Raw genomic sequence first — 20331 nt, forward strand, 5'->3', positions numbered from 1 at the left:
AAAGGATTATATTTTTATTATAGAAAATCAAGAAAGGGGGAGATGTGATATTTATCACATTTTTATAATGATTCACAAATTGTTAAAATTCTGATTTATGTGAGGGTGATGTGGATAGGTTTCGCAAAATGAAAAAGCAGGACATCAGTATGTATACTCATGTCCTGCACTTTATTTACGCTCTCGTAATGGCACGTGGAAATAAAATATTATTTTCTACATGAATGTGCTCAAATAAATCAGACTCTAACGCTTCAAGGCGATTGTAAACAAGTCGATAAGTGCCGCAAGCTCCTTCTGGAGGAGTAAAGTCATGTGTAACTTTACGAAGCTCTTTAATAATGTTGCCAGCGTGGTTATGTTCATTTTCTAGTTCATCTACTACTTTACGTAACTTTGCATAGTTTTCATCAGTTGGATTTTTTTCAAATTCTAAAATTAATGGGAAATCTTCTGTTTCTTCTTTAATTAAATGCTGTTCTAATTCCATTTTAAGTTCATGAAATAGCTTATGAATTTTAGCTAAATGCGGCTGATTTGCTCCATGAACACGTAATACTTTCGTCACATAAGGACTTAACTGTGGTAACTCTTCATTTAAATAACGATGATGCTTATGAATTACATAATCAATCAATTCACGATAAGAAGCATTTTTCCAATCAATTTCAGATTCATTTAATCGTTTCGTATTATGATAAAGCGTATTTAACTCTGTAATTACTTCAGTAGCTGATAAATTTCTTTCATGAATTGCATCAATAAGTGGCTTATTACCGCCACAACAAAAATCTATTCTATAGGATTTAAAAAGATCACTAGCTTTCGGAAACTGTGTAACAATCTCACCGACAATAGAAGTTTCAGTAAATGTATGTTCCATATGAATGCCTCCATAAAGTTTAAATGTAATATCTAAATTAAGAATAGCGATAAATGAAAAACAACGTGGTGATTGAAATCACTTATTATGTGTCAGTTTTGAGAATAATAGGAGTGGTATTTAACAGCGGACATTAATATTTTTAATAGACTGATGAACATTTATTTGTATATAGAAGAAAATGGATATATTTCCTATTACATTTTTAAATAAAATCCATAAAGTATAATATATAGATTGAAAGGAGGGGATTTGAATGGAATTCCAATTGTTGGTGACTTGTATATTACAAGAAGGTAATGCTTTCTTTTTAGTAACGAAAGTAGACGATGTTATTACGTTAAAAGTACCGATTACTGCGGGAGTAGCAGGTTTATTCTTAGCTTTAGGTGTACCAAGATGTTCTTAATTTAAATCTCTAGAGTAGAAAGAGGAGGACAAGCCTCTTTCTACTAATACATAATTATTTTATGTAAACTGAAGTATTCTTTTTTTAATAGCACGTTTAAAATGGACATGCATATACTATAATGTTTCATTGGCTGTTAGTGATGAAAAGTAGTTTTCATACGTGCATGCAGTGATATTTTTAAGTTATGAAAATTAAAGAGGTGCTATTATATATGAAAAGAAGGACATTTGATATTCCAGTTACATTGCGAAGAGAGTGGTTTTTAATAGAATTAGCCCATTTAACGAAGAAATATGGAATTGAAATTGCAACTAGCAAGATGGAAGCTGCACCGTTTTTAAGAGATCAAGTTACGGAATCAAAAATAGGGTCAGGGCTCCAATACGATAAATATGATGATGAGTATATCATTGAAAATTAAAGGATAAGAGCAAAACAAATTTCTTTATAACAAAATATAAAATAAAGCAGATTCTAAATATGGAATCTGCTTTATTATGAAATACTTTTAGTCAACTAACCTCTTTCTAGTGTTTTTCCTACATATTTCACTTGCGTTATTCCAAAAGATTCACGAAGAATGCGAGCATAATCTTTTAATTCTATTGGACGTTTATTTTTGGTGCCTTTAAAGGTTTCTGTATAATTTTTATTTGTTAATGATATGTGACCATAATTAGTTAATTTACAAGTGATAGCTCCTTTATTAAAAGGAGATTCTTTATGTTCTACAATGATTTTCTGGATATTATTAACCTTTTTCTCATCTATTGGATTTAAAGTGAAGGCATAGCCTATTTTCCATTCATCTGAAGGTTCAGATTGCAAGAAATTTGTAGATTCCCCGTTAGCTCCTTTTCTCATTTCTAAAATGTGTGTACCTTTTCGGGTAATTCGTTTGCGAATTCGATATTCACCCGTTTGAGAAGAGATGACTTTTCCGTTAAAAGGGACTGGATGTAAAGGTAGATGAGAGGCAAAACCGGCGTCTATAACATAATCTTTATTATTATGATGTAATATGATAATGACATGACCATCATCGGGTTTCCATTTATTATCATAAAGGTCATAAACAGTACCAGCTACTTTATATACTTGAAATCCACAATCCATTAAAAAGTAATACAATAAGGAGTTTAATTCATAACAAAGACCGCCTCGTTTTTGAATAAGTAACTTTTCTATTAAGTTATTTTTTGAGATGTTTTTAATAGTACCAGCCATAATATCGAGATTTTCATAGGGGAGAATCAATCCCATTTTTAAGAGAATTGCATCTAAATCATCAAATGTTATTTCTTTTGCAGGAATTTTTAATCGTTTAAAAAACTCCTTTTGTAAATCGGTCATCATAAAGCATTCTCCTTTCTTTTTACAGAATTTTCTTCTGCTCACCAATAGGTTAGTACTTCTAAAAGTTTAATTCAAGTCTGCGAAAATTATCATAATATATGTTTCTGGAAATATTAGTATCTATTCATAAAATTCAGTTTAATATTTAATGATAGGAAAGTCTTACAATATTAGCTTCTATTTTGTTTAGTTTGTATTTAATTAAATAAAAGCACATATATTCATTAACTTTTTTTATAACTAGCTGGTAATAAAGTGTTTTTTTACTAAAGTTTTTTCAAGATTTGTATGCTTTATATAAACAATAATAATTGGGGGATATTAGATTCAGTAAAGTTAACAATTGTTGAGAAACTTTTTTGTAGCATTCACTCAAAAGGAAGAGATAGAAACAAAGAGAATAACGTGTGTTAAGGAAGAAGGGGGACTAGTAATCTCTTAAGAATAGGGACAGGGTCTTGTTTAAGTACAAAGATTATCTAGTATTAAGAGAGAAGATAAAAAATATTACAACGAGCGCCTTCTTTCAAAAAATGTGGGGGGAGTAACATGCGATTGATGAGAAGATGTGTTGCCTTACTAATTGTATTTTTTATCATGGTTCCAATGATTAGCACAAATGTGCGAGCAGAAGTTGTAAAAGAGCTTAAAACAGGCTTTCCAGATCAAGAAGTCTTTACACCTGGAGAATGGTTTTTAGGTCAAAAACCTGCTAATTATGATGAAAGTAAGCCTCCAATTCTCTTTGTGCAAGGAAGGAATGGGAATGCTGATAGTTGGTATGGAAAGACAGTATATCACGATATGAATGATATGTATGACTATGCTTTGAAAGCAGGCTATCAAACAGTATTTATACAATTATATGATGCTGCTGGGAAAGGGTCAGCTAGTCAGTGGGATAACGGAAAATTGTTAGCACAAAAATTAGAAGAAATATATAATCATTTCGGTAAAAAAGTTAATATTGTAGCACATAGTAAAGGTGGTATCGATACACAAGCTGCATTAGTAGAATATGGGGCAAATCGATTTGTCGGAAATGTTATTACACTTGCGACGCCACATCATGGATCAAACTTAGCGGATTTATCATATAGTTGGTGGGCAGGATGGCTTGCTTCTATATTAGGTCAAAAAGATGATGGTACGTATTCATTACAAATGGGCGAAATGGCAAAATTTCGTTCAACGATTGATAATAATCCAGCAGCTAAATTAAACCGTTATTATACAGTTACTGGGACTAGCTGGGGCCCTGTATTTTCGGCGTTATCAATGGGTGGATTATATTTGTCATCATACGGTTCAAATGATGGACTAGTAAATGAGTGGAGTGCTAAGCTGCCGTATGGAACGCATTTATTTACAGATTCTAGATTTGATCATGATAATATACGAAAAGGATCTGCTGTGTTCTCACGAATTGAACCGTATTTACGTACAGCAAATGTACCGGTTCCAGCTTTAGTAGCATCCAGCACTAGTTCAAATGAAAATATAGAACAATTAAATACAACTTCAAATCAAAGCATTTTAGGAGGGGAATTGCCACAAAATCAGTGGATAGAGCAAACTGTTGCGGTTGATAAAAAGGCAGAAGGAATTGTTTCTATATTAACTGCTTCGTCGGATGTAGAAGTACAAATGATATCACCAAAAGGAAAAGTGTATACAAATAAGGATAGTGTTATAACTACTGGTGAAGATGAATCTTTCTTTGGTGGCGCGACAATTAAAACATTTAAATTTGATAAAATGGATGTAGGAGAATGGAAAGTTAAAATGATGGCGAAGCAGTCGAAAGATGCATATTTAGTTGTAAGCGATTACAAGAATAGCGCACCATTTGTTCTTCAAATGCCTACAAAAGTAAAAGCAAATAAATCTGAGTATAAACTGAAAAAATCACCTGTGGCACCTGAAATGAAAGGAAATCTTTCCATAACAGTAAGAGTCGTGAATAAAGAAGGGAAACTAGTCTCTGAATATAATGAATTACAAAATGTGAATAACAATACATTTACTGGTGCTTTGAAGGACATAAAGCAACCAGGAGTATATAACGTTACGATGGATATAAAAGGGATGAATAAAGAAGGACAACCATATAATCGTACAATCGTTAAGTCGGTTTATGTGGAGAAATAAGAAAGAATGAGAAAAAAGTACCGAACTTTTGTAGTAGTAAAGTTCGGTGCTTTTTCATGTTTATTAGATTAACAAAAAGGTACAAAGGGAATTTTTGAAGGCACAAAGGTTAAGTATTTGGTAGCGAATTCTTGAAATGTAGCAGGAATGCTTTTTAAATTGTAATTGCACCTGCAAAAGTAAAACGAGTATCTTCAGTTACAATGATGTGATTGTTTAAGTGAATTTATATCTTTTAAATATTTGTATATATAAGGTTTGGAGTCGTTGACCTTTATTTACGTAGCACGGCAGGAAGAAGAGAAAAAGTATCGAATGAATGTACATATGTAGTATTGTTTGCTTTTGGTGTGAATAGTAGTTAAAGATACGTTGAAATATTTTATACGGTAACAAAAGAGTAATTAAATAATAGAGGGAGCAACTTACATGGAAAATATATTAAAAGTATCTTCAAAATCAAGCCCCAATTCAGTCGCAGGTGCAATAGCAGGTGTACTAAGAACAAGTGGAAATGTAGAAATTCAAGCGATTGGAGCGGGTTCATTAAACCAAGCGATTAAAGCAATTGCAATCGCAAGAGGATTTGTTGCTCCAGGTGGTATTGACTTAGCCTTTGTTCCAGCATTTCAAGAGGTTACTATTAATGATCAAGAAAGAACGGCGATTAAATTGATTATAGGTCCTAGGAAGAAAAGGTCTTAAAAGAAAGTGTTGATATGAATCATTTGAAAAGGTTGATAGATAAAGTAATAAAAAGACCACTCTCATTTTGAAGTGGTCTTTTGTATTTTCGTATTTCATATTGTGGATACGCCCCACATACTGAATTCGTAGTGATATTCAGTGCGCTCAATAACGATCCCGAATTCTAAATCATCCCCAACTAATACAAAATCTGCATATCCAGTTAGAAATTTTGATATGGTTGATAACTCTTCTAAATTCTCAAATACTTCACCAATGTTCAGTTTAACTGCTTCAATTTTACCACCCTTAGAGAAAAAGAGCCTCCCTTGATCAACTGGAAATTTAATGGTTTTAGCTGTTTCTTTTAACAGTACTATTGATAGTCTTCTGTTTTCTTCATAATTAGTGCTACCAAAGTTTTTTATGTTTGAAGTTTGTGTTAGCGTGTTAAATAAGTCTTTACAAAATAAATCATTAGATTTTGGATCCATAAATGAGTCCATAGAAACTGTAACAATATTAGAAAGTTCGTCTACGAGTTCTTTTCTACTACCAGTTCTTTTTGCTTTCATTTTTAGAATTTCAATTCGGCTTTTATTCATATTACTCAAAAATTTTCACACCTTTACTCACGTAGTGGATGAATAAAACCACTTACTTCGACAAAGTAATAATAACATATGGGAGTAATCTTGGTGGGAATTAGAAAAGAAAATCTTGTTGAAATGACAGCTGAAATTGATTTAGAAATAAACGGAATATATATTGTTGAAAATGGTCAGGTTCAGCTAATAGAACCACCCAAAAGTGGATTTGGTGAACAATCATTTGTATATCAAAGTGGAAAAGTAATTCGGATAGAAGAGCGGAAGACAAGATTAATTTAATACTATTTTAGAAAAGATATAACGTGAAAAATAAAAAGTGCCACAAATGTTTGTACAGCAGACATTTGTGGCACTTTTATCTTTTTATATAGCATAAAACTAAAACTGCTCATTCTTCTCCCAAGATTCCACAATATAATGTGCAATCGTTGGATTAAAGCCTTTCCCAACTAAAAACATAATGGCAGCAACTTCTGTTAAAGCGTGTTTATGTGATGTATGTTTTGCTTCATTTAAACCGTAATCTACCCAAGGTTTTACGAAATCTAGTACAGGTTTCTTTAAAGGTAAGAACTGTGTACCGACAACTTGTTGAATCTGTTGTTGCGTTGGTTCTGTAATTGGTCCAGGTGGTAAAATTTGAGGCTGTGTAATATCCAGTGTTGGTCCAGGCGGTAAAATTTGTGGTTGTGTAATATCTAATGTTGGCGGTTTAGGTGGTGAGACACGTGCATCGTAGTTTGGTTGATACATTTGTTGTTGTACTTGAGTTTGTTGTGGCTGAGTTGGGTATGGGTTTTGTTGAAACTGTTGTTCTTGAGTTTGTGCTGCTACATATGGATTTTGTTGAAATTGTTGTTCTTGAGTTTGCGGTGCTACATATGGATTTTGTTGAAATTGTTGCTCTTGAGTTTGTGGTACTGCATATGGATTTTGAGGATATTCGTAACTTGGACGTGTGTCATATGGATTTTGTTGAAATTGTTGTTCTTGAGTTTGTGGCGCTGCATATGGATTTTGTTCATATTGTTGCTCTTGTTCTTCATATTGTTCTGTATATCTTTGTTCTTGTTGCTGAGGGTAAAATGGTTGTTGTGGGTAAGGCGGTTGATTATTATAGAACATATTTATTCCTCCTTCATGATGATGCCTACCACCTAGTGTATGGGCGGACAAGAAAATATGTGATGAAAAAATGCGGGCGTGTTACAATAAGTAACTGGGTGAAGATAAAATGACAAAACAAGAAAAGATAGAAAAAACAATTACTTTTGTAAAACATATTTTAGAAAAAGATGCGAGTGGGCATGATTGGTATCATATTGAGCGTGTACATAAACTGGCGATTTCTTTATCCGAGCAAGAAGGAGGAAATCGTTTTATAATTGAAATGGCAGCATTACTTCACGATGTGGCAGATGAGAAGTTAAATGAAAGTGAAGAAGCAGGAATGAAAAAAGTTTCTGATTGGTTAGAAGAGTTACATGTTGAAGAAGAGGAAAGTAAGCATGTTCTTCATATTATCGCCAATATGTCTTATAAAGGTGGTCATGGCGGTAAAGTGGAGTCAATTGAAGGGAAGATTGTTCAAGATGCAGATCGCTTAGACGCTCTTGGTGCAATTGGAATAGCTCGCACATTTGCGTATGGCGGAGCGAAAGGGAGACTAATGTATGATCCAACTATTCCTCCTCGTGAAGTGATGACGAAAGAAGAATATAGAAAAAATAATGACCCATCTTTAAATCATTTTTATGAAAAACTTTTAAAACTAAAAGACTTAATGAATACGAATGCAGCAAAACAAGAGGCTGAAGTTCGTCATCGTTATATGGAACAGTTTATTGAACAATTTATGAAAGAGTGGAATGCACAAATATGAAAATGTTAACTGTGGAAAACTTATCAAAATCATATGGAGAGAAACCGTTATTTGATGGATTATCATTTAGTATTGCAGAAGGACAACGTGCCGGAATTATTGGTGTAAATGGTACTGGTAAATCAACGTTGTTAAAAATTATTGCAGGGGCAGAAATTCCTGACACAGGTGATATGACTCATTCACGTGGGTATACAATTAGTTATTTATCACAGCAACCAGAGTTTGATGAACAATTAACAGTATTAGAACAAGTCTTCCATGGTGATACACCTTTAATTCGTCTTCTTCGTGATTATGAAAAGGCGCTATTACATATCGAAAAAGATCCAAGTAATGAAAAGGTACAGGAACAATTATTTGCAGTGCAACAACGTATGGACGCAATGAGTGCGTGGGAAGCAAATGCGAATGCAAAATCGTTATTAACGAAACTAGGAATTACGGATTTCACAGCAACTGTTGGAAATTTATCTGGTGGGCAGAAAAAACGTATTGCGATGGCGCAGTGTTTTATTGAAACACCGGATCTATTAATTTTAGATGAGCCTACGAACCATCTTGACCATGAGACAGTTGAGTGGTTAGAGGAATATTTAGCAAGGTACACAGGTGCAGTATTACTTGTAACTCATGATCGTTATTTCTTAGATCGTGTGACGAATCGTATTTTCGAATTAGACAATGGAAAACTGTATAGTTATGAAGGGAATTACAGTACGTTTTTAGAAGCGAAAGCACTTCGTGAAGAACAAGAACTTGCGCAGGAATCAAAACGTCAAAACTTATATCGCCGCGAATTAGCATGGATTCGCCGTGGTGCAAAAGCTCGTTCGACTAAGCAAAAGGCACGTATTCAACGATTTGAAGAGTTAAAAGGTCAAGAAGGGCCAGCTGCAAAACAGTCAGTTGATATTGCGCTTAGCGGTAGTCGCCTTGGGAAAAAAGTACTTGAGTTAAAAGATGTAACGAAAAAATTTGGCGATAAAACAGTATTAAACAACTTCAATCATATCGTGAAACCAGGCGATCGTATCGGAATTATTGGAGCGAATGGAAGCGGGAAATCTTCGCTATTAAATATGCTTGCAGGTAAAATATCTCCTGATAGTGGTGAAATTGAAGTTGGGCAAACAGTAAAAATCGCTTACTATACGCAAGAAAATGAAGAGATGAATTTAAATCAACGTATGATTGAATACATTAAAGAAATCGCTGAAGTCATTCATACGACAGACGGAAAAGTAATTGGTGCGTCTCAAATGTTAGAACGTTTCTTATTCCCGCCGCATTCACATGGTACACCGCTTGGCAAATTATCTGGCGGTGAAAGAAGACGTTTATATTTATTACGTATATTAATGGGAGAACCGAACGTACTATTACTCGATGAGCCTACGAATGATCTAGATACACAAACATTAACTGTATTAGAAGATTATTTAGAAGATTTCCCCGGTGTCGTTTTAACTGTATCACATGACCGTTACTTCTTAGATAAAGTAGTAGATGAATTATTCATTTTTAAGGGAGAAGGAGAAGTGCGTGAATTTCTAGGTAGTTATACGGATTATTTAGAAATGGAAAAAACGAGAGAACTTATTGAGAAAGCGGAAGTACAGAAAGAGAAAAAAGTAGTGGAAGAAGCACCGAAACAACAACGTAAGCGTAAACTTTCATATAACGAGCAGCGCGAATGGGAAACTATTGAAGATACAATTGCGGAACTTGAAGAAAAGCTAGAATCAATTGGAGAAGAGCTTGCGAATGTTGGTTCTGATTTTACGAAAGCGCAAGAATTGTCTGAAGCACAGCAGAAAACAGAAGAAGAGCTAGAAAAAACGATGGAAAGATGGAGTGAACTATCGGACATTGTTGAAGGATTAAAATAAAAACAAGCTGCATATATTGAAAAGTAAAGAGAAAAACTTTACACTATTGGTAGAACCTATTTTAGGAGGGAAAAAATGAGAACATCTAATCCAATGTTGAAAAAAGAGGCATTCCGTAAAGAAGGAGCAAGTGCTTCTGCGATGACTATTGGCGGAACAGTAGGCAAAACGTTTATTATGCTTATCTTGCTACTTGCAACGTCTGTCTATTCATACATACAGATGATAGAGGGTACGATGAAGATGCCAGTATTAATTGGCGCTTTAATCGTTGCGGCAATCATCGCATTTGCATCTATGTTCTTCCCACGTATTTCACCTTTTGGTGCACCAATCTATGCAGCAGTAGAAGGGGTTGTGTTAGGTAGTATTTCAGCGGTTTATACAATGAAATTTGGCGATTCTATCGTTTTAAATGCTGTTTTACTAACAATCTCAATTCTATTTGCAATGTTAGTGTTATATGCAACACGTGTAGTAAAAGTAACGGATAAATTCCGTACAGGCGTGATGGCAGCAACACTTGGAATTATGGTTATGTACTTAGTCGTATTTCTACTAAACATGTTTGGTGTAACGGTTCCGTACATTCACCAAGGCGGTACAATCGGTATTATTATTAGTGCAGTTGTTATCGTAGTTGCTGCACTAAACTTATTACTAGATTTCGATTTAATCGAAAATGGTGTACGTAGTCAAGCTCCGAAATATATGGAGTGGTACACTGCAATGGGACTAATGCTTACATTAGTTTGGTTATACTTAGAAATTCTTCGTTTCGTTTCTTACTTTACGAAAAATGACTAATAAAAAATCCTGCATGAAAAATGCAGGATTTTTTTATTTTCAAAGATAAATTGATGATGTGGTATAATATGGATGTTGGTAACTTTAAATTGAAGTGGATGGAATATGATGAAAGAGAAGAAAGGGATTATGAAAAAATTATTTTCTAAAAGTTTTTTCATAGAACTAGATGATGCTTTAACGTATCCATCGGGAGAAGTTATTACTTCAGCTATTGAAAGTTATGCAGCTGAATGTAATGAACAACTTAAATTTGAGAGTAAAGTAAAACCGATAACTTTTTACTTAGAAGAAGTATTGTATCGTGCGGAAATAAAGATGGCTCGTGGAGGATATTACATTTCATGCAGTGAAGTATAATTTTTGAAACCTTACATGTTTAAAATATGTAAGGTTTCTTTTTTTCTTTTATAGCATAAAAAATAATCTTTTTTACTTTAAAATATATTATTTTACGCTTTTTACCCTTCATACATTTTTATTTACAATGAAGAAAAATATGTGAGGTGGTATAACTTATGATGAATCGAGTTGTATTAATCGGTAGATTGACAAAGGAGCCAGAATTATACTACACAAAGCAAGGCGTCGCGTATGCACGAGTATGTGTTGCGGTGAATAGAGGATTTCGAAATAGTTTAGGTGAACAACAAGTAGATTTTATTAATTGTGTCGTATGGCGAAAATCGGCTGAGAATGTAACTGAATATTGTAAGAAAGGCTCACTTGTTGGGATTACAGGGCGTATTCAGACGAGTAATTACGATGATGAACAAGGCAAGAGAATATATAGAACTGAAGTTGTGATTGAGAGTATAACCTTTTTGGAGAGAAGGCCGGAGGGGGCATCGTAATAAGAGGGTCTAGTAACATAGCCCTCTATCACTTTTGATTAATACCTTCCCAAACAACATCTAATTGTTGATTGAGAATATTTTTCGCAATGATTTCATTTCCATGTAGTAGCGAATGCGACATTAGTGTATAAAAATAAGTGCTCATAACAGTAGAAGTGATAATATTTATATCCCATTGACTGTTTAATTTTCCTGCCTCTTTCGCTTCTGTAATAATTGAAGACAAACCTTCTTGTAGCTGTTGTATACTTTTTAATTCATTTTCTACTAAGTAGTTTGACTTTATAATCTCAAAGACGGCATGCTTCATTAAATCACCATGTCCAGTAAATCGATCCAGTAAATCGCCTAAAACAAGTTTGATTCTTTCTTTTGGATGTTCCACATTTTCGTAAGTTTTTAAACTTTCATTCCATAGCTCAATTTGAGAATCACCTAAAAATAATAATATGTTTTCCTTTTTCGGAAAGTAGTTGAAGAAAGTGCCCTTCGCTATCCCACATGCAGTAGTAATATCTTGAACCGTTACATTTTCGTACCCGCGTTCTTGAAAGAGCTGTACTGCTTTTAGGAATATAAGTTCCTTTAACTCTTTTTTTCTCGTTTCTCTAAGCATTTTATCTACTCCTAACAAAAACAATTATATCTGTTTAAGAGATAATCTCAAATAGAATCTTACGTCATAATTCTGTTTATAGTTTTCATTATAGTTATATGTTATAAATGAAAACTATATAGTTCATGTGTTTGCTTTTCAGAAACCCATTTTGGCATACGTTTCATTACTTCGTTTCTTACTATAGTTAAAGGTTTACTTTCTATTTGTGCCATTTTTCCAACTTTCCATGCAGTATTTGAGATTTTTTCAATTCTATCTCGTCGTTTTTGTTCGTATTCTAAAAATGCTTGACGATAATGAGCATTATTTTTAATGCATTCAGCCAGAATAATCGCATCTTCAATTGCTTGGCAAGCACCTTGGCCTAAATTCGGAGTAAGTGCATGGGCAGCATCCCCAATGAATACGATGCGTTTGTCAAAAAACTGTTTCATTGGAGTGATGTCTATAATATCACGATGAATCATATCAATGTCCGATGCGTTCTTTAAAATAGATGGGATTGGATTATGGTAAGTTTTGAAATGATTATATAAATCTGTTGTTGTGTAAGCTTTGTATTTTTGATCTCTAGCTTTCGCGTTTATGAGCGCATACCAGTATACTTCGTTGTTAGGAAGAGGGACGATACCAAATCTACCGTTTGTTCCCCAAGTTTCAATAAAATCATTTGTTAAAGAAAGATTATTAGCAGGAGTTACGCCGCGCCAACACGTATATCCTGCATAACGATAATTATCGCCTTGTGTTACTTGCTTTCGAATGACAGAATGAATACCATCAGCCGCAATGAGTATATTACCGAGTGCTTCACTACCATCTTGAAATACTATCTTTAAGGCGCTTGCTTCATTCTGTTCTATTTTTACGCATTCTTTTCCCCACTTGACAGTATCTTCTTTTAGTTCAGAAAGTAGTAATTGGTGTAAATCTTTTCTATGAATGGAGTACATTTTTGGATAGCAAGTTGGAATAATTAACTTATTGAAAGTAGTACCTTTTTCGGATACAAGGTTAAAACCGTCACTTTCGTTGCCGAATTTTTTGATTTTCTTAGAAATGCCGTATAGTTCAAGTGCTTGCATTGCGTTTGGGGCAATGATAATACCTGCACCAGCAACAGTAGGCTCATTGTTTTTATCATATACTTTTACTTCTATTCCTATTTTTTGTAAGGAAATTGCTGCGCAAAGTCCAGCAATACCGCCACCAATAATTATGACATTGTTCATTTGTTATCACTCCACCTTTGAATGACTTTGTTCATAAAATGACCGCGGTCATTTTATGAGTTAAGGTTAATCCCTTTTTATGTAATTGTCAATTATACTTTTAACTATAGTTATGGAATGATTAGGTGAAAATAGAATGAATGAAACTTTCCGGCGATGTAGAAAGGTAAATAGTAAAATTAAGCATCCGAGTAGGAGTATAGCGTGATAACATGTTACAATACAGCTAAGAACATGCAATAAAGGAGAGTTATTTACGTGAAGATTAAAGCAATTGAACCGACGCCAAGTCCAAATACAATGAAAGTTATTTTGAATGAAGTATTACCATCAGGAGCACGTAATAATTATACAAATGAAAATAAAGAACAAGCGCCAATGCAAGTGCAAGAAATTTTGAAAATTGAAGGCATTAAAGGTGTATATCATGTAGCTGACTTTTTAGCAGTGGAGCGAAATGCAAAGTATGACTGGAAAGTGTTATTACAACAAGTTCGTGCTGTTTTTGGCGAAGAAGTAGTGGAAGAAAGTGAAGAACAACAACTTGCTCATTTTGGGGAAGTGAAAGTGTTTGTTCAAATGTTCTTTACAATTCCAATGCAAGTAAAGTTAACAGATGGAACGACGGAAGAACGTGTTGGTTTACCTGACCGTTTTAAAGAATCAATTATGAAAGTGCAAATGTCTGCACCAAACGTTGTAAAAGAACGTAAATGGGTGGAACAAAGTACACGTTACGGTAATTTTGAAGAAATCGGGAAAGAAGTAGTAGAAGAGATTGTTGCTGCTTATCCGGAAGAACGTGTAAATGAAACGGTTAAAGAATTATTAAATCAGGCAGGTGCTGTTGAAGTAACGATTCAAAAGCGTGAGCCATATAAAGTAACAGAAGAGATGATGAAAGATGCTGACTGGAAAAAACGTTTTGCAGCTTTAGAACAAATGGATCCTACTGAAGAAGATATTCCAGTGTTGAAGATGGCGTTAGATGATGAAAAAGTTTCGATTCGCCGTTTAGCAACAGCATATTTAGGTATGGTAAAAGGTGATGAAGTATTACCGTTATTATATAAAGCCTTATTAGATCGCTCTGTAAGCGTTCGTCGTACAGCAGGTGATTGCTTATCAGACGTAGGTGACCCAGCAGCGATGTTCGTTATGATTAAATCTCTGAAAGATCCAAGTAAATTAGTACGATGGCGTGCAGCGATGTTCTTATTTGAACTAGGAGACGAAAGTGCGATTCCAGCATTAAAAGCAGCGCAAGATGATCCAGAGTTTGAAGTAGCAATGCAAGCACGTCTAGCGTTAGAGCGTATTGAAGGCGGAGAAGAAGCAAAAGGTTCTGTATGGAAACAAATGACGGAGTCTCGTAAAGGGGAATAATGTATGATTGTTTTCTATGATAGTTGGTGTCCGATGTGTACGGCGGTTGCAGAACGTACGAAAAAATTAGATAAAAAGGGTAAGGTGAAATTTTTTTCATTTAGAGATGAAGATGTAGTTGAGAAGTATGAACTTTCTCAAGAACTACAAAGTAAGATGGAACAAAGATTGTATATTTTAAAAAATAATAAGTGGTATGACGGCATTCATAGCATATATGTATTAGCAAAGGTCGTTCCATCTTATTGGTTTGCCGTACCTTTTATAAAGCTATCTATCGTACTTGGTTTTGGAAGTAAAGTATACGATTATATCGCTAACAATAGAAAACTTGTCCCAGTTGGACATTGCCGCGAAGGGATTTGTGAAATCCCTACAAAAAAATGAAATCATCGTTATCTTTCTTTTGCACCTATTAATAGAGCGTGATATGATGAATTTGGAATGAAAGTTGAAGGAGAGATTACAAGATGTCAAATGCTTATGAAGAATACATGCGCCAAATGGTAATCCCAATGCGCCAAGAGTTAGTGCGTTCTGGGTTTGAAGAGTTAACTACAGAAGAAGCTGTAACAGAATTTATGGAAAACGTAACAGGTACAACTTTAGTAGTTGTAAACTCTGTTTGTGGTTGTGCAGCTGGTTTAGCACGTCCATCAGCAGGTCAAGCGGTTGTTCGTGCTGAAAAACAACCTGATCATCTTGTAACTGTATTCGCAGGTCAAGATAAAGATGCTACTGCAAAAATGCGTGAATACTTCGGAGAAATTCCTCCGTCTTCACCATCTATGGCATTGTTAAAAGGAAAAGAAGTTGTTCACTTCATTCACCGTCATGAAATTGAAGGTGCAACTATGGACGAAATTATTACGAATTTAGAACAAGCTTTCGAAAAGAATTGCTAAAGAAGGGGGAGAGTAAATCTCCCTCTTTTCTTTATATAGAGGTGAAAAAATGATAGTAACAACAGCAGGAAGAACGAACAAAGAAATGACAGCTTATGCAAACAGGGTAGCAGCAGAATTAAATGCTTCTTTCGTTAAACGTAATGACATACCAGTACATAAGCTGCATGAACAGTATGAACAAGATGTACTTGTCGTAGGGAAGAACCGATTAGCTATTTATCCAAAAGGTACGGAAGAATCGTTTTTCTTTCATCCGAACTCAGCGATGTTTCGTGTGAAAAGGTTAATGCGCGGAGAACATGATCCGTTTGTACAAGCCACGCAATTAGAGAGAGGAATGACAGTGTTAGATTGTACGCTCGGGATGGCATCAGATAGTATTGTAGCTAGTTATATTGCTGGTGAAAGCGGAAAAGTAACAGGACTTGAAGGCAATGAGTATATGGCTTATATTATGGAAAATGGTTTGAAAACATGGTCTTCATCTGTTTCTGAAATTGATGAAGCAATGCAACGAATTGATGTAAAGCAAACGGAGCACTTCGCATTTTTAAAACAATGTGATGATAATAGCTATGACATCGTTTATCTCGATCCGATGTTTGAAGAAACTGTCATAGAATCTGACGGAATTAAAGGATTAAAACATTTCGCTTTGTATCATGATATTACTGATGAAACAATTGCGGAGGCGAAGCGAGTGGCGAGAAAGCGTGTCGTATTAAAAGATCATTTCCGTAGTTCTAGATTTGAAAAACACAATTTTCACGTATACAAAAGAAAAAGTGCTAAGTTTCACTTTGGTGTAATTGACCCTTGCTAATTGTTTGAAAAGATGTATAATAAGCAATAATTAATTAAATATACTGTCTGTGATGAAGAGAGTAGTCTTTTTTAGAAGGAAAGCGAGCTAGGGATGGTGTGAGCCTAGTGCGGAAGAAAAAGATGAAGCGCACTTCGGAGATGCTTCTTGAACGAATAGTAGAGTAAGCCGAGGCCCCCTGTCCTCGTTATAAACGGGAAAGTGGTTCGTAATGAACAACAAGGGTGGTACCACGGGTTCAAACTCGTCTCTTTTTTAGAGACGAGTTTTTTGTATTTTAAAAATGAAGGAGGTTGTAGCATGGATTATAAAAAGCAGTTTGCAGAAAGTTTATCTAATATTTTTACGAATGAATTAACGCAACAGCAAATTTTAGATTTAATTGAAACACCGAAACAAGATGAATTCGGAGATGCAGCGTTCCCATGCTTTTCATTAGCGAAGCAATATAAAAAAGCACCGGCTATTATTGCAAAGGAAGTTGCACAGAAATTAAGTGATCCGTTTTTTGCGAAAGTAGAGGCTGTTGGTCCTTACGTAAATGTCTTTTTTAATCGTGAAACGGTAAGTGATACAGTATTAAAAACGATTTTAGCAGAGAAAGAAGAGTACGGTCACAATCATTTTGGATATGAAAAAACGGTCGTTATCGATTATTCCTCTCCTAATATCGCAAAGCCATTTTCAATGGGGCATTTACGCTCTACAATGATAGGAAATTCATTGAAACATATCGCTGAAAAATGTGGCTATGAAGTTGTAGGAATTAATTATATTGGAGACTGGGGAACACAGTTTGGAAAGTTAATTACAGCTTATAAAAAATGGGGAAATGAAGCAGTAGTGAAAGAGGATCCAATACGTGAATTATTTAAGTTATATGTTCAATTTCATGAAGAGGTAAAAGACGACGAAGAATTAGAAGAAGAAGGACGCGCTTGGTTTAAGAAATTAGAAGAAGGTGATGAAGAAGCTGTTGAGCTTTGGAATTGGTTCCGCCACGAATCCTTAAAAGAATTTTCTCGTATTTATGAACTTCTCGGTGTGGAATTTACTAATTTTCAAGGAGAAGCTTTTTATAATAATTTAATGGAAGACTTTATTGGGATTTTAGAGGAACATGATTTACTTGAAGAGTCAGAAGGCGCATTAGTCGTTAATTTAGAAGAAGAGGGAATGCCACCTTGCTTAATTAGAAAATCAGATGGTGCGACGATTTATGCAACGCGTGACTTAACAGCAGCACTATATCGTCAAAACACATTTGGTTTTGATAAAGCGTTATACGTAGTTGGCCCGGAACAAAGTTTACACTTCAATCAATTTTTCACTGTATTAAAAAAGTTGGGCTACACTTGGGTTGACGGCATGGAACATGTACCGTTTGGGTTCATTTTAAAAGATGGTAAGAAAATGTCGACACGTAAAGGAAGAGTTATTTTACTAGAAGAAGTACTTGAGGAAGCAATCGAACTTGCAAAACAAAATATTGAAGAGAAAAATCCGAATTTAAAACAGAAAGAAGAAGTAGCAAAGCAAGTCGGTGTAGGCGCAGTTATCTTCCACGATTTAAAAAATGAGCGTATGCATAATATTGAATTCTCATTAGAAAATATGCTGAAATTTGAAGGGGAAACAGGCCCATATGTACAATACACACATGCACGTGCTTGCTCTATTTTAAGAAAAGAAAGCGTAGAATTTGAAACGTGTACGTTTGCATTAAAAGATGATCATAGCTGGAGCGTTGTAAAATTACTTAATAAATTCCCACAAGTAATTGAAATAGCCTTCAACAAAAATGAACCATCGGTTATTTCGAAATACGTATTAGATGTAGCGCAATCGTTTAATAAATATTACGGGAATGTGCGTATATTAGAAGAGAGTGAAGAGAAAGACAGTAGACTGGCATTAGTGTATGCTGTGACGGTTGTATTAAAAGAGGGATTACGTTTACTTGGGGTGGAGGCACCTGAGGAGATGTAACATAGTAATAAACTGACAAACTGGGTTTAGTATATAAACCTGGTTTGTTTTTTATTTGGATATATAATTAATTTTCAAAATCAATTAAAATCTTTTTAGAGAGGAGGATTTATATTGATTCGAAATATGATTTTACAAATTCCTTGTCATAGAAGATCAGATAGAAGTTTTCTTAAACTACAAAAATACATACCTTTATGTGCGCGTTGTACAGGCATGCTTATCGGTATATTAATGTTTCCAATTTATTTTTATATAACACTTTCATTTCTTTTTGCAATTATACTATCATTTTCTGCTCAAATTCCGTTACTTATTGATGGATTTACCCAAAAGTGGAAATGGAGAAGTAGCACAAATTTACTAAGAGTAACTACTGGTGTATTAAGCGGTAATGGTATGGGGTTATTTATTTCATCAAGTGTTATTTGGATATTATCTTAAGGTATATAGTAACGGAGGTATTTACATAGATGTTCTGGATTTACTTAATTCTAATTTTTATTTCAGGTGGAAGTGGAATTGGTTTTATGATTCAAAATAAGTATACAGAAGCAATAATAGCTTTTACTATTTGTATACTATTGTTTGGGCTACTGTATTATTATCTTAAGAGAAACAAAAGAAAGAGAAAAGCAGATTGTGGCGATTTAGATTGTACGGATTGTTTTGATTGTGATTGTACTTGTTAAATTTTTCTTCCAAATAAAAAGCTAGTGTATTTTTAATAACACACTAGCTTTTTGCTTTGAAATTTTAAGAAAAGTGTAGGAATACGACTATTATATAGAGAACTTTAGTTTTGTATATAAAAGGAGGCGTTAGACGTTGGAAACGTATGATTGGAACAGTAAACTAACTTATTTAAAAAATACAAGAGATTTATATTACAATGACGATTATGTAAGCTTTTTAGTAAATACAGTTTGGAGAATCACTAAGCCAGTACATATCGTTGATTACGGTTGTGGATATGGTTATTTAGGCTTAATATTAATGCCATTACTTCCAAAAGGATCAAAGTATACAGGCATTGATAGCGGGGGAACATTAATAGCGGAAGCGAGAGAGTTGTTTCGTTTACTTCCGTATGATTCAGAATTTCTTGAAGGAGATGCTACAGAAATGGAACTGAACGATAAATACGATATAGCAATCTGTCATGCTTTCTTATTACATATGACTACTCCAGAAACAATGCTACAAAAAATGATACATTCAGTTAAAAAGGGCGGAAAAATAATCTGTTTTGAACCACATTGGATATCAAATATGTCTTCATACTTTTTAGATGGGGAGAATCAATCGGAATTTATTAGGTTAGGCACTTTGCAGAAGGTATTTGAAAGTGACACACAGAGAAGCGGAAAAGATGGAAATATTGGTATGAAAATACCGATATATTTAAGTGAATTAGGCGTGGAAAATATTGAATGTAGAGTAAGTGATAAAGTGAACTTTTTAGATTCTAATATGCACCATCATGGTAAAGCGAAGTTGTATCATTCATTAAAGGAAGAGGGGATTGCGGGGAATCCAGGTGATAAACAGCAATTTATAGGACGTTTAATAGACAGAGGATTAACATATGATGATGCGCTAGCTCAATATGAAGCTGAACTACGATTTTTTAAAGCATTTCATATACATTCTTCATTAGTGTACGCTCCGAATATGAAAATTACATTTGGTGAAATAGTATGTTAATAGGTAGTAATACGATGAAACATGTCGCTGAATGTCGATAAGTCGATATTCGACATATAATCGCTGATATATTTGAATTATCGCCGATATAATTTCATGTACTGATTTCAGCTATATAAAAATAAGATC

24 protein-coding genes and 1 other annotated feature are annotated in these 20331 nt (G+C 34.3%); of the genes, 18 read left to right on the forward strand and 6 right to left on the reverse strand.

From position 1 onward, the window contains the following. Positions 1-175 precede the first annotated feature (175 nt). On the reverse strand, positions 176-883 hold the full coding sequence (ric, locus tag PSR14_RS11450) for an iron-sulfur cluster repair di-iron protein (protein WP_000401354.1): 708 nt from the start codon (positions 881-883) through the stop codon (positions 176-178). A 256-nt stretch (positions 884-1139) separates the two neighbouring features. Here ric and exsG point away from each other — a divergent pair, with 256 nt between their 5' ends. Both exsG and PSR14_RS11460 read left to right on the forward strand, forming a co-directional pair. Further along, entirely contained in the window at positions 1140-1292 is a 153-nt protein-coding gene (gene exsG / locus PSR14_RS11455) for an exosporium protein ExsG (protein WP_000395678.1), read from the forward strand. A 214-nt stretch (positions 1293-1506) separates the two neighbouring features. After that, positions 1507-1716 (forward strand): hypothetical protein, encoded by a 210-nt coding sequence (locus PSR14_RS11460; RefSeq protein WP_000830253.1) that lies wholly within the window; start codon positions 1507-1509, stop codon positions 1714-1716. A 95-nt stretch (positions 1717-1811) separates the two neighbouring features. Here the strand turns inward: PSR14_RS11460 and PSR14_RS11465 are convergent, their stop codons facing one another. Continuing rightward, a complete protein-coding gene (locus PSR14_RS11465) occupies positions 1812-2651 on the reverse strand; it encodes an arylamine N-acetyltransferase (RefSeq protein ID WP_000988051.1) in 840 nt (279 codons plus the stop codon). Between the two features lie 549 nt (positions 2652-3200). Here PSR14_RS11465 and PSR14_RS11470 point away from each other — a divergent pair. Both PSR14_RS11470 and spoVS read left to right on the forward strand, forming a co-directional pair. After that, a complete protein-coding gene (locus PSR14_RS11470; RefSeq protein WP_001238724.1) occupies positions 3201-4802 on the forward strand; it encodes a hypothetical protein in 1602 nt (533 codons plus the stop codon). Positions 4803-5231: 429 nt separating this feature from the next. After that, positions 5232-5507, forward strand: coding sequence for a stage V sporulation protein SpoVS (spoVS, locus tag PSR14_RS11475; RefSeq protein WP_000427804.1), 276 nt, complete (start codon positions 5232-5234; stop codon positions 5505-5507). A 95-nt stretch (positions 5508-5602) separates the two neighbouring features. Here the strand turns inward: spoVS and PSR14_RS11480 are convergent, their stop codons facing one another. Further along, positions 5603-6103 carry a hypothetical protein gene (locus PSR14_RS11480; RefSeq protein WP_000069081.1) on the reverse strand — a complete coding sequence of 167 codons (501 nt, stop codon included), beginning with the start codon at positions 6101-6103 and terminating at the stop codon, positions 5603-5605. A gap of 84 nt (positions 6104-6187) precedes the next feature. Here PSR14_RS11480 and PSR14_RS11485 point away from each other — a divergent pair, with 84 nt between their 5' ends. Further along, positions 6188-6379 (forward strand): DUF3954 domain-containing protein, encoded by a 192-nt coding sequence (locus PSR14_RS11485; RefSeq protein ID WP_000512846.1) that lies wholly within the window; start codon positions 6188-6190, stop codon positions 6377-6379. 99 nt (positions 6380-6478) lie between these two features. On the opposite strand, the gene PSR14_RS11490 is transcribed toward PSR14_RS11485, so the two are convergent. After that, on the reverse strand, positions 6479-7225 hold the full coding sequence (locus PSR14_RS11490) for a hypothetical protein (RefSeq protein WP_000499681.1): 747 nt from the start codon (positions 7223-7225) through the stop codon (positions 6479-6481). Between the two features lie 109 nt (positions 7226-7334). Here PSR14_RS11490 and PSR14_RS11495 point away from each other — a divergent pair, with 109 nt between their 5' ends. The 5 genes from PSR14_RS11495 to PSR14_RS11515 all read left to right on the forward strand — a co-directional run bounded on the left by PSR14_RS11495 (position 7335) and on the right by PSR14_RS11515 (position 11535). Then, positions 7335-7982: an HD domain-containing protein gene (locus tag PSR14_RS11495; RefSeq protein WP_000165943.1), complete on the forward strand. Its 648-nt coding sequence runs from the start codon at positions 7335-7337 to the stop codon at positions 7980-7982. Next, entirely contained in the window at positions 7979-9874 is a 1896-nt protein-coding gene (locus PSR14_RS11500) for an ABC-F family ATP-binding cassette domain-containing protein (protein ID WP_000783206.1), read from the forward strand. The genes PSR14_RS11495 and PSR14_RS11500 overlap by 4 nt, the downstream gene beginning before the upstream one ends. 75 nt (positions 9875-9949) lie before the next feature. Then, the gene (locus tag PSR14_RS11505) at positions 9950-10681 is read left to right on the forward strand and encodes a Bax inhibitor-1/YccA family protein (RefSeq protein WP_001260642.1); all 732 of its coding nucleotides are present in this window, start codon (positions 9950-9952) and stop codon (positions 10679-10681) included. Between the two features lie 105 nt (positions 10682-10786). Next, positions 10787-11041 (forward strand): DUF4318 domain-containing protein, encoded by a 255-nt coding sequence (locus PSR14_RS11510; protein WP_000975123.1) that lies wholly within the window; start codon positions 10787-10789, stop codon positions 11039-11041. A gap of 158 nt (positions 11042-11199) precedes the next feature. Then, a complete protein-coding gene (locus tag PSR14_RS11515; protein ID WP_098487119.1) occupies positions 11200-11535 on the forward strand; it encodes a single-stranded DNA-binding protein in 336 nt (111 codons plus the stop codon). A gap of 28 nt (positions 11536-11563) precedes the next feature. Here the strand turns inward: PSR14_RS11515 and PSR14_RS11520 are convergent, their stop codons facing one another. After that, positions 11564-12154, reverse strand: coding sequence for a TetR/AcrR family transcriptional regulator (locus tag PSR14_RS11520; protein WP_000943173.1), 591 nt, complete (start codon positions 12152-12154; stop codon positions 11564-11566). 101 nt (positions 12155-12255) lie between these two features. Beyond that, positions 12256-13389: an FAD-dependent monooxygenase gene (locus PSR14_RS11525; RefSeq protein WP_001066845.1), complete on the reverse strand. Its 1134-nt coding sequence runs from the start codon at positions 13387-13389 to the stop codon at positions 12256-12258. A gap of 258 nt (positions 13390-13647) precedes the next feature. On the opposite strand from PSR14_RS11525, the gene PSR14_RS11530 reads away from it, so the two are divergent. The 8 genes from PSR14_RS11530 to PSR14_RS11565 all read left to right on the forward strand — a co-directional run bounded on the left by PSR14_RS11530 (position 13648) and on the right by PSR14_RS11565 (position 20202). After that, entirely contained in the window at positions 13648-14775 is a 1128-nt protein-coding gene (locus tag PSR14_RS11530) for a conserved virulence factor C family protein (RefSeq protein WP_000692572.1), read from the forward strand. 3 nt (positions 14776-14778) lie between these two features. Beyond that, positions 14779-15162 carry a thiol-disulfide oxidoreductase DCC family protein gene (locus PSR14_RS11535; RefSeq protein ID WP_000634897.1) on the forward strand — a complete coding sequence of 128 codons (384 nt, stop codon included), beginning with the start codon at positions 14779-14781 and terminating at the stop codon, positions 15160-15162. Positions 15163-15245: 83 nt separating this feature from the next. After that, on the forward strand, positions 15246-15680 hold the full coding sequence (locus PSR14_RS11540) for a BrxA/BrxB family bacilliredoxin (protein ID WP_000063713.1): 435 nt from the start codon (positions 15246-15248) through the stop codon (positions 15678-15680). Positions 15681-15729: 49 nt separating this feature from the next. Beyond that, positions 15730-16506 carry a class I SAM-dependent methyltransferase gene (locus PSR14_RS11545; protein WP_406644211.1) on the forward strand — a complete coding sequence of 259 codons (777 nt, stop codon included), beginning with the start codon at positions 15730-15732 and terminating at the stop codon, positions 16504-16506. A 40-nt stretch (positions 16507-16546) separates the two neighbouring features. Further along, positions 16547-16761 (forward strand) — a binding site (T-box leader). A gap of 45 nt (positions 16762-16806) precedes the next feature. Further along, positions 16807-18495, forward strand: a complete 1689-nt coding sequence (gene argS, locus PSR14_RS11550) for an arginine--tRNA ligase (protein ID WP_000384853.1) — start codon at positions 16807-16809, stop codon at positions 18493-18495. Between the two features lie 114 nt (positions 18496-18609). Then, the gene (locus PSR14_RS11555; RefSeq protein ID WP_000620803.1) at positions 18610-18939 is read left to right on the forward strand and encodes a DUF2085 domain-containing protein; all 330 of its coding nucleotides are present in this window, start codon (positions 18610-18612) and stop codon (positions 18937-18939) included. 29 nt (positions 18940-18968) lie between these two features. Further along, complete coding sequence (locus tag PSR14_RS11560; protein ID WP_000498599.1) at positions 18969-19187, forward strand: hypothetical protein; 219 nt, start codon at positions 18969-18971, stop codon at positions 19185-19187. Positions 19188-19323: 136 nt separating this feature from the next. Further along, positions 19324-20202 carry a class I SAM-dependent methyltransferase gene (locus PSR14_RS11565; RefSeq protein WP_061184805.1) on the forward strand — a complete coding sequence of 293 codons (879 nt, stop codon included), beginning with the start codon at positions 19324-19326 and terminating at the stop codon, positions 20200-20202. Positions 20203-20331 lie beyond the last annotated feature (129 nt).

Origin of the sequence: Bacillus sp. A01H (assembly GCF_045277205.1) — a bacterium.
Classification (GTDB): Bacteria; Bacillota; Bacilli; order Bacillales; family Bacillaceae_G; genus Bacillus_A; species Bacillus_A paranthracis.

Coding starts and splice junctions, on each gene's coding strand:
- ric (WP_000401354.1), bottom strand. CDS start 883: ATGGAACATACATTTACTGAAACTTCTATTGTCGGTGAGATTGTTACA.
- exsG (WP_000395678.1), top strand. CDS start 1,140: ATGGAATTCCAATTGTTGGTGACTTGTATATTACAAGAAGGTAATGCT.
- PSR14_RS11460 (WP_000830253.1), top strand. CDS start 1,507: ATGAAAAGAAGGACATTTGATATTCCAGTTACATTGCGAAGAGAGTGG.
- PSR14_RS11465 (WP_000988051.1), bottom strand. CDS start 2,651: ATGATGACCGATTTACAAAAGGAGTTTTTTAAACGATTAAAAATTCCT.
- PSR14_RS11470 (WP_001238724.1), top strand. CDS start 3,201: ATGCGATTGATGAGAAGATGTGTTGCCTTACTAATTGTATTTTTTATC.
- spoVS (WP_000427804.1), top strand. CDS start 5,232: ATGGAAAATATATTAAAAGTATCTTCAAAATCAAGCCCCAATTCAGTC.
- PSR14_RS11490 (WP_000499681.1), bottom strand. CDS start 7,225: ATGTTCTATAATAATCAACCGCCTTACCCACAACAACCATTTTACCCT.
- PSR14_RS11495 (WP_000165943.1), top strand. CDS start 7,335: ATGACAAAACAAGAAAAGATAGAAAAAACAATTACTTTTGTAAAACAT.
- PSR14_RS11500 (WP_000783206.1), top strand. CDS start 7,979: ATGAAAATGTTAACTGTGGAAAACTTATCAAAATCATATGGAGAGAAA.
- PSR14_RS11505 (WP_001260642.1), top strand. CDS start 9,950: ATGAGAACATCTAATCCAATGTTGAAAAAAGAGGCATTCCGTAAAGAA.
- PSR14_RS11510 (WP_000975123.1), top strand. CDS start 10,787: ATGATGAAAGAGAAGAAAGGGATTATGAAAAAATTATTTTCTAAAAGT.
- PSR14_RS11515 (WP_098487119.1), top strand. CDS start 11,200: ATGATGAATCGAGTTGTATTAATCGGTAGATTGACAAAGGAGCCAGAA.
- PSR14_RS11520 (WP_000943173.1), bottom strand. CDS start 12,154: ATGCTTAGAGAAACGAGAAAAAAAGAGTTAAAGGAACTTATATTCCTA.
- PSR14_RS11525 (WP_001066845.1), bottom strand. CDS start 13,389: ATGAACAATGTCATAATTATTGGTGGCGGTATTGCTGGACTTTGCGCA.
- PSR14_RS11535 (WP_000634897.1), top strand. CDS start 14,779: ATGATTGTTTTCTATGATAGTTGGTGTCCGATGTGTACGGCGGTTGCA.
- PSR14_RS11540 (WP_000063713.1), top strand. CDS start 15,246: ATGTCAAATGCTTATGAAGAATACATGCGCCAAATGGTAATCCCAATG.
- PSR14_RS11545 (WP_406644211.1), top strand. CDS start 15,730: ATGATAGTAACAACAGCAGGAAGAACGAACAAAGAAATGACAGCTTAT.
- argS (WP_000384853.1), top strand. CDS start 16,807: ATGGATTATAAAAAGCAGTTTGCAGAAAGTTTATCTAATATTTTTACG.
- PSR14_RS11560 (WP_000498599.1), top strand. CDS start 18,969: ATGTTCTGGATTTACTTAATTCTAATTTTTATTTCAGGTGGAAGTGGA.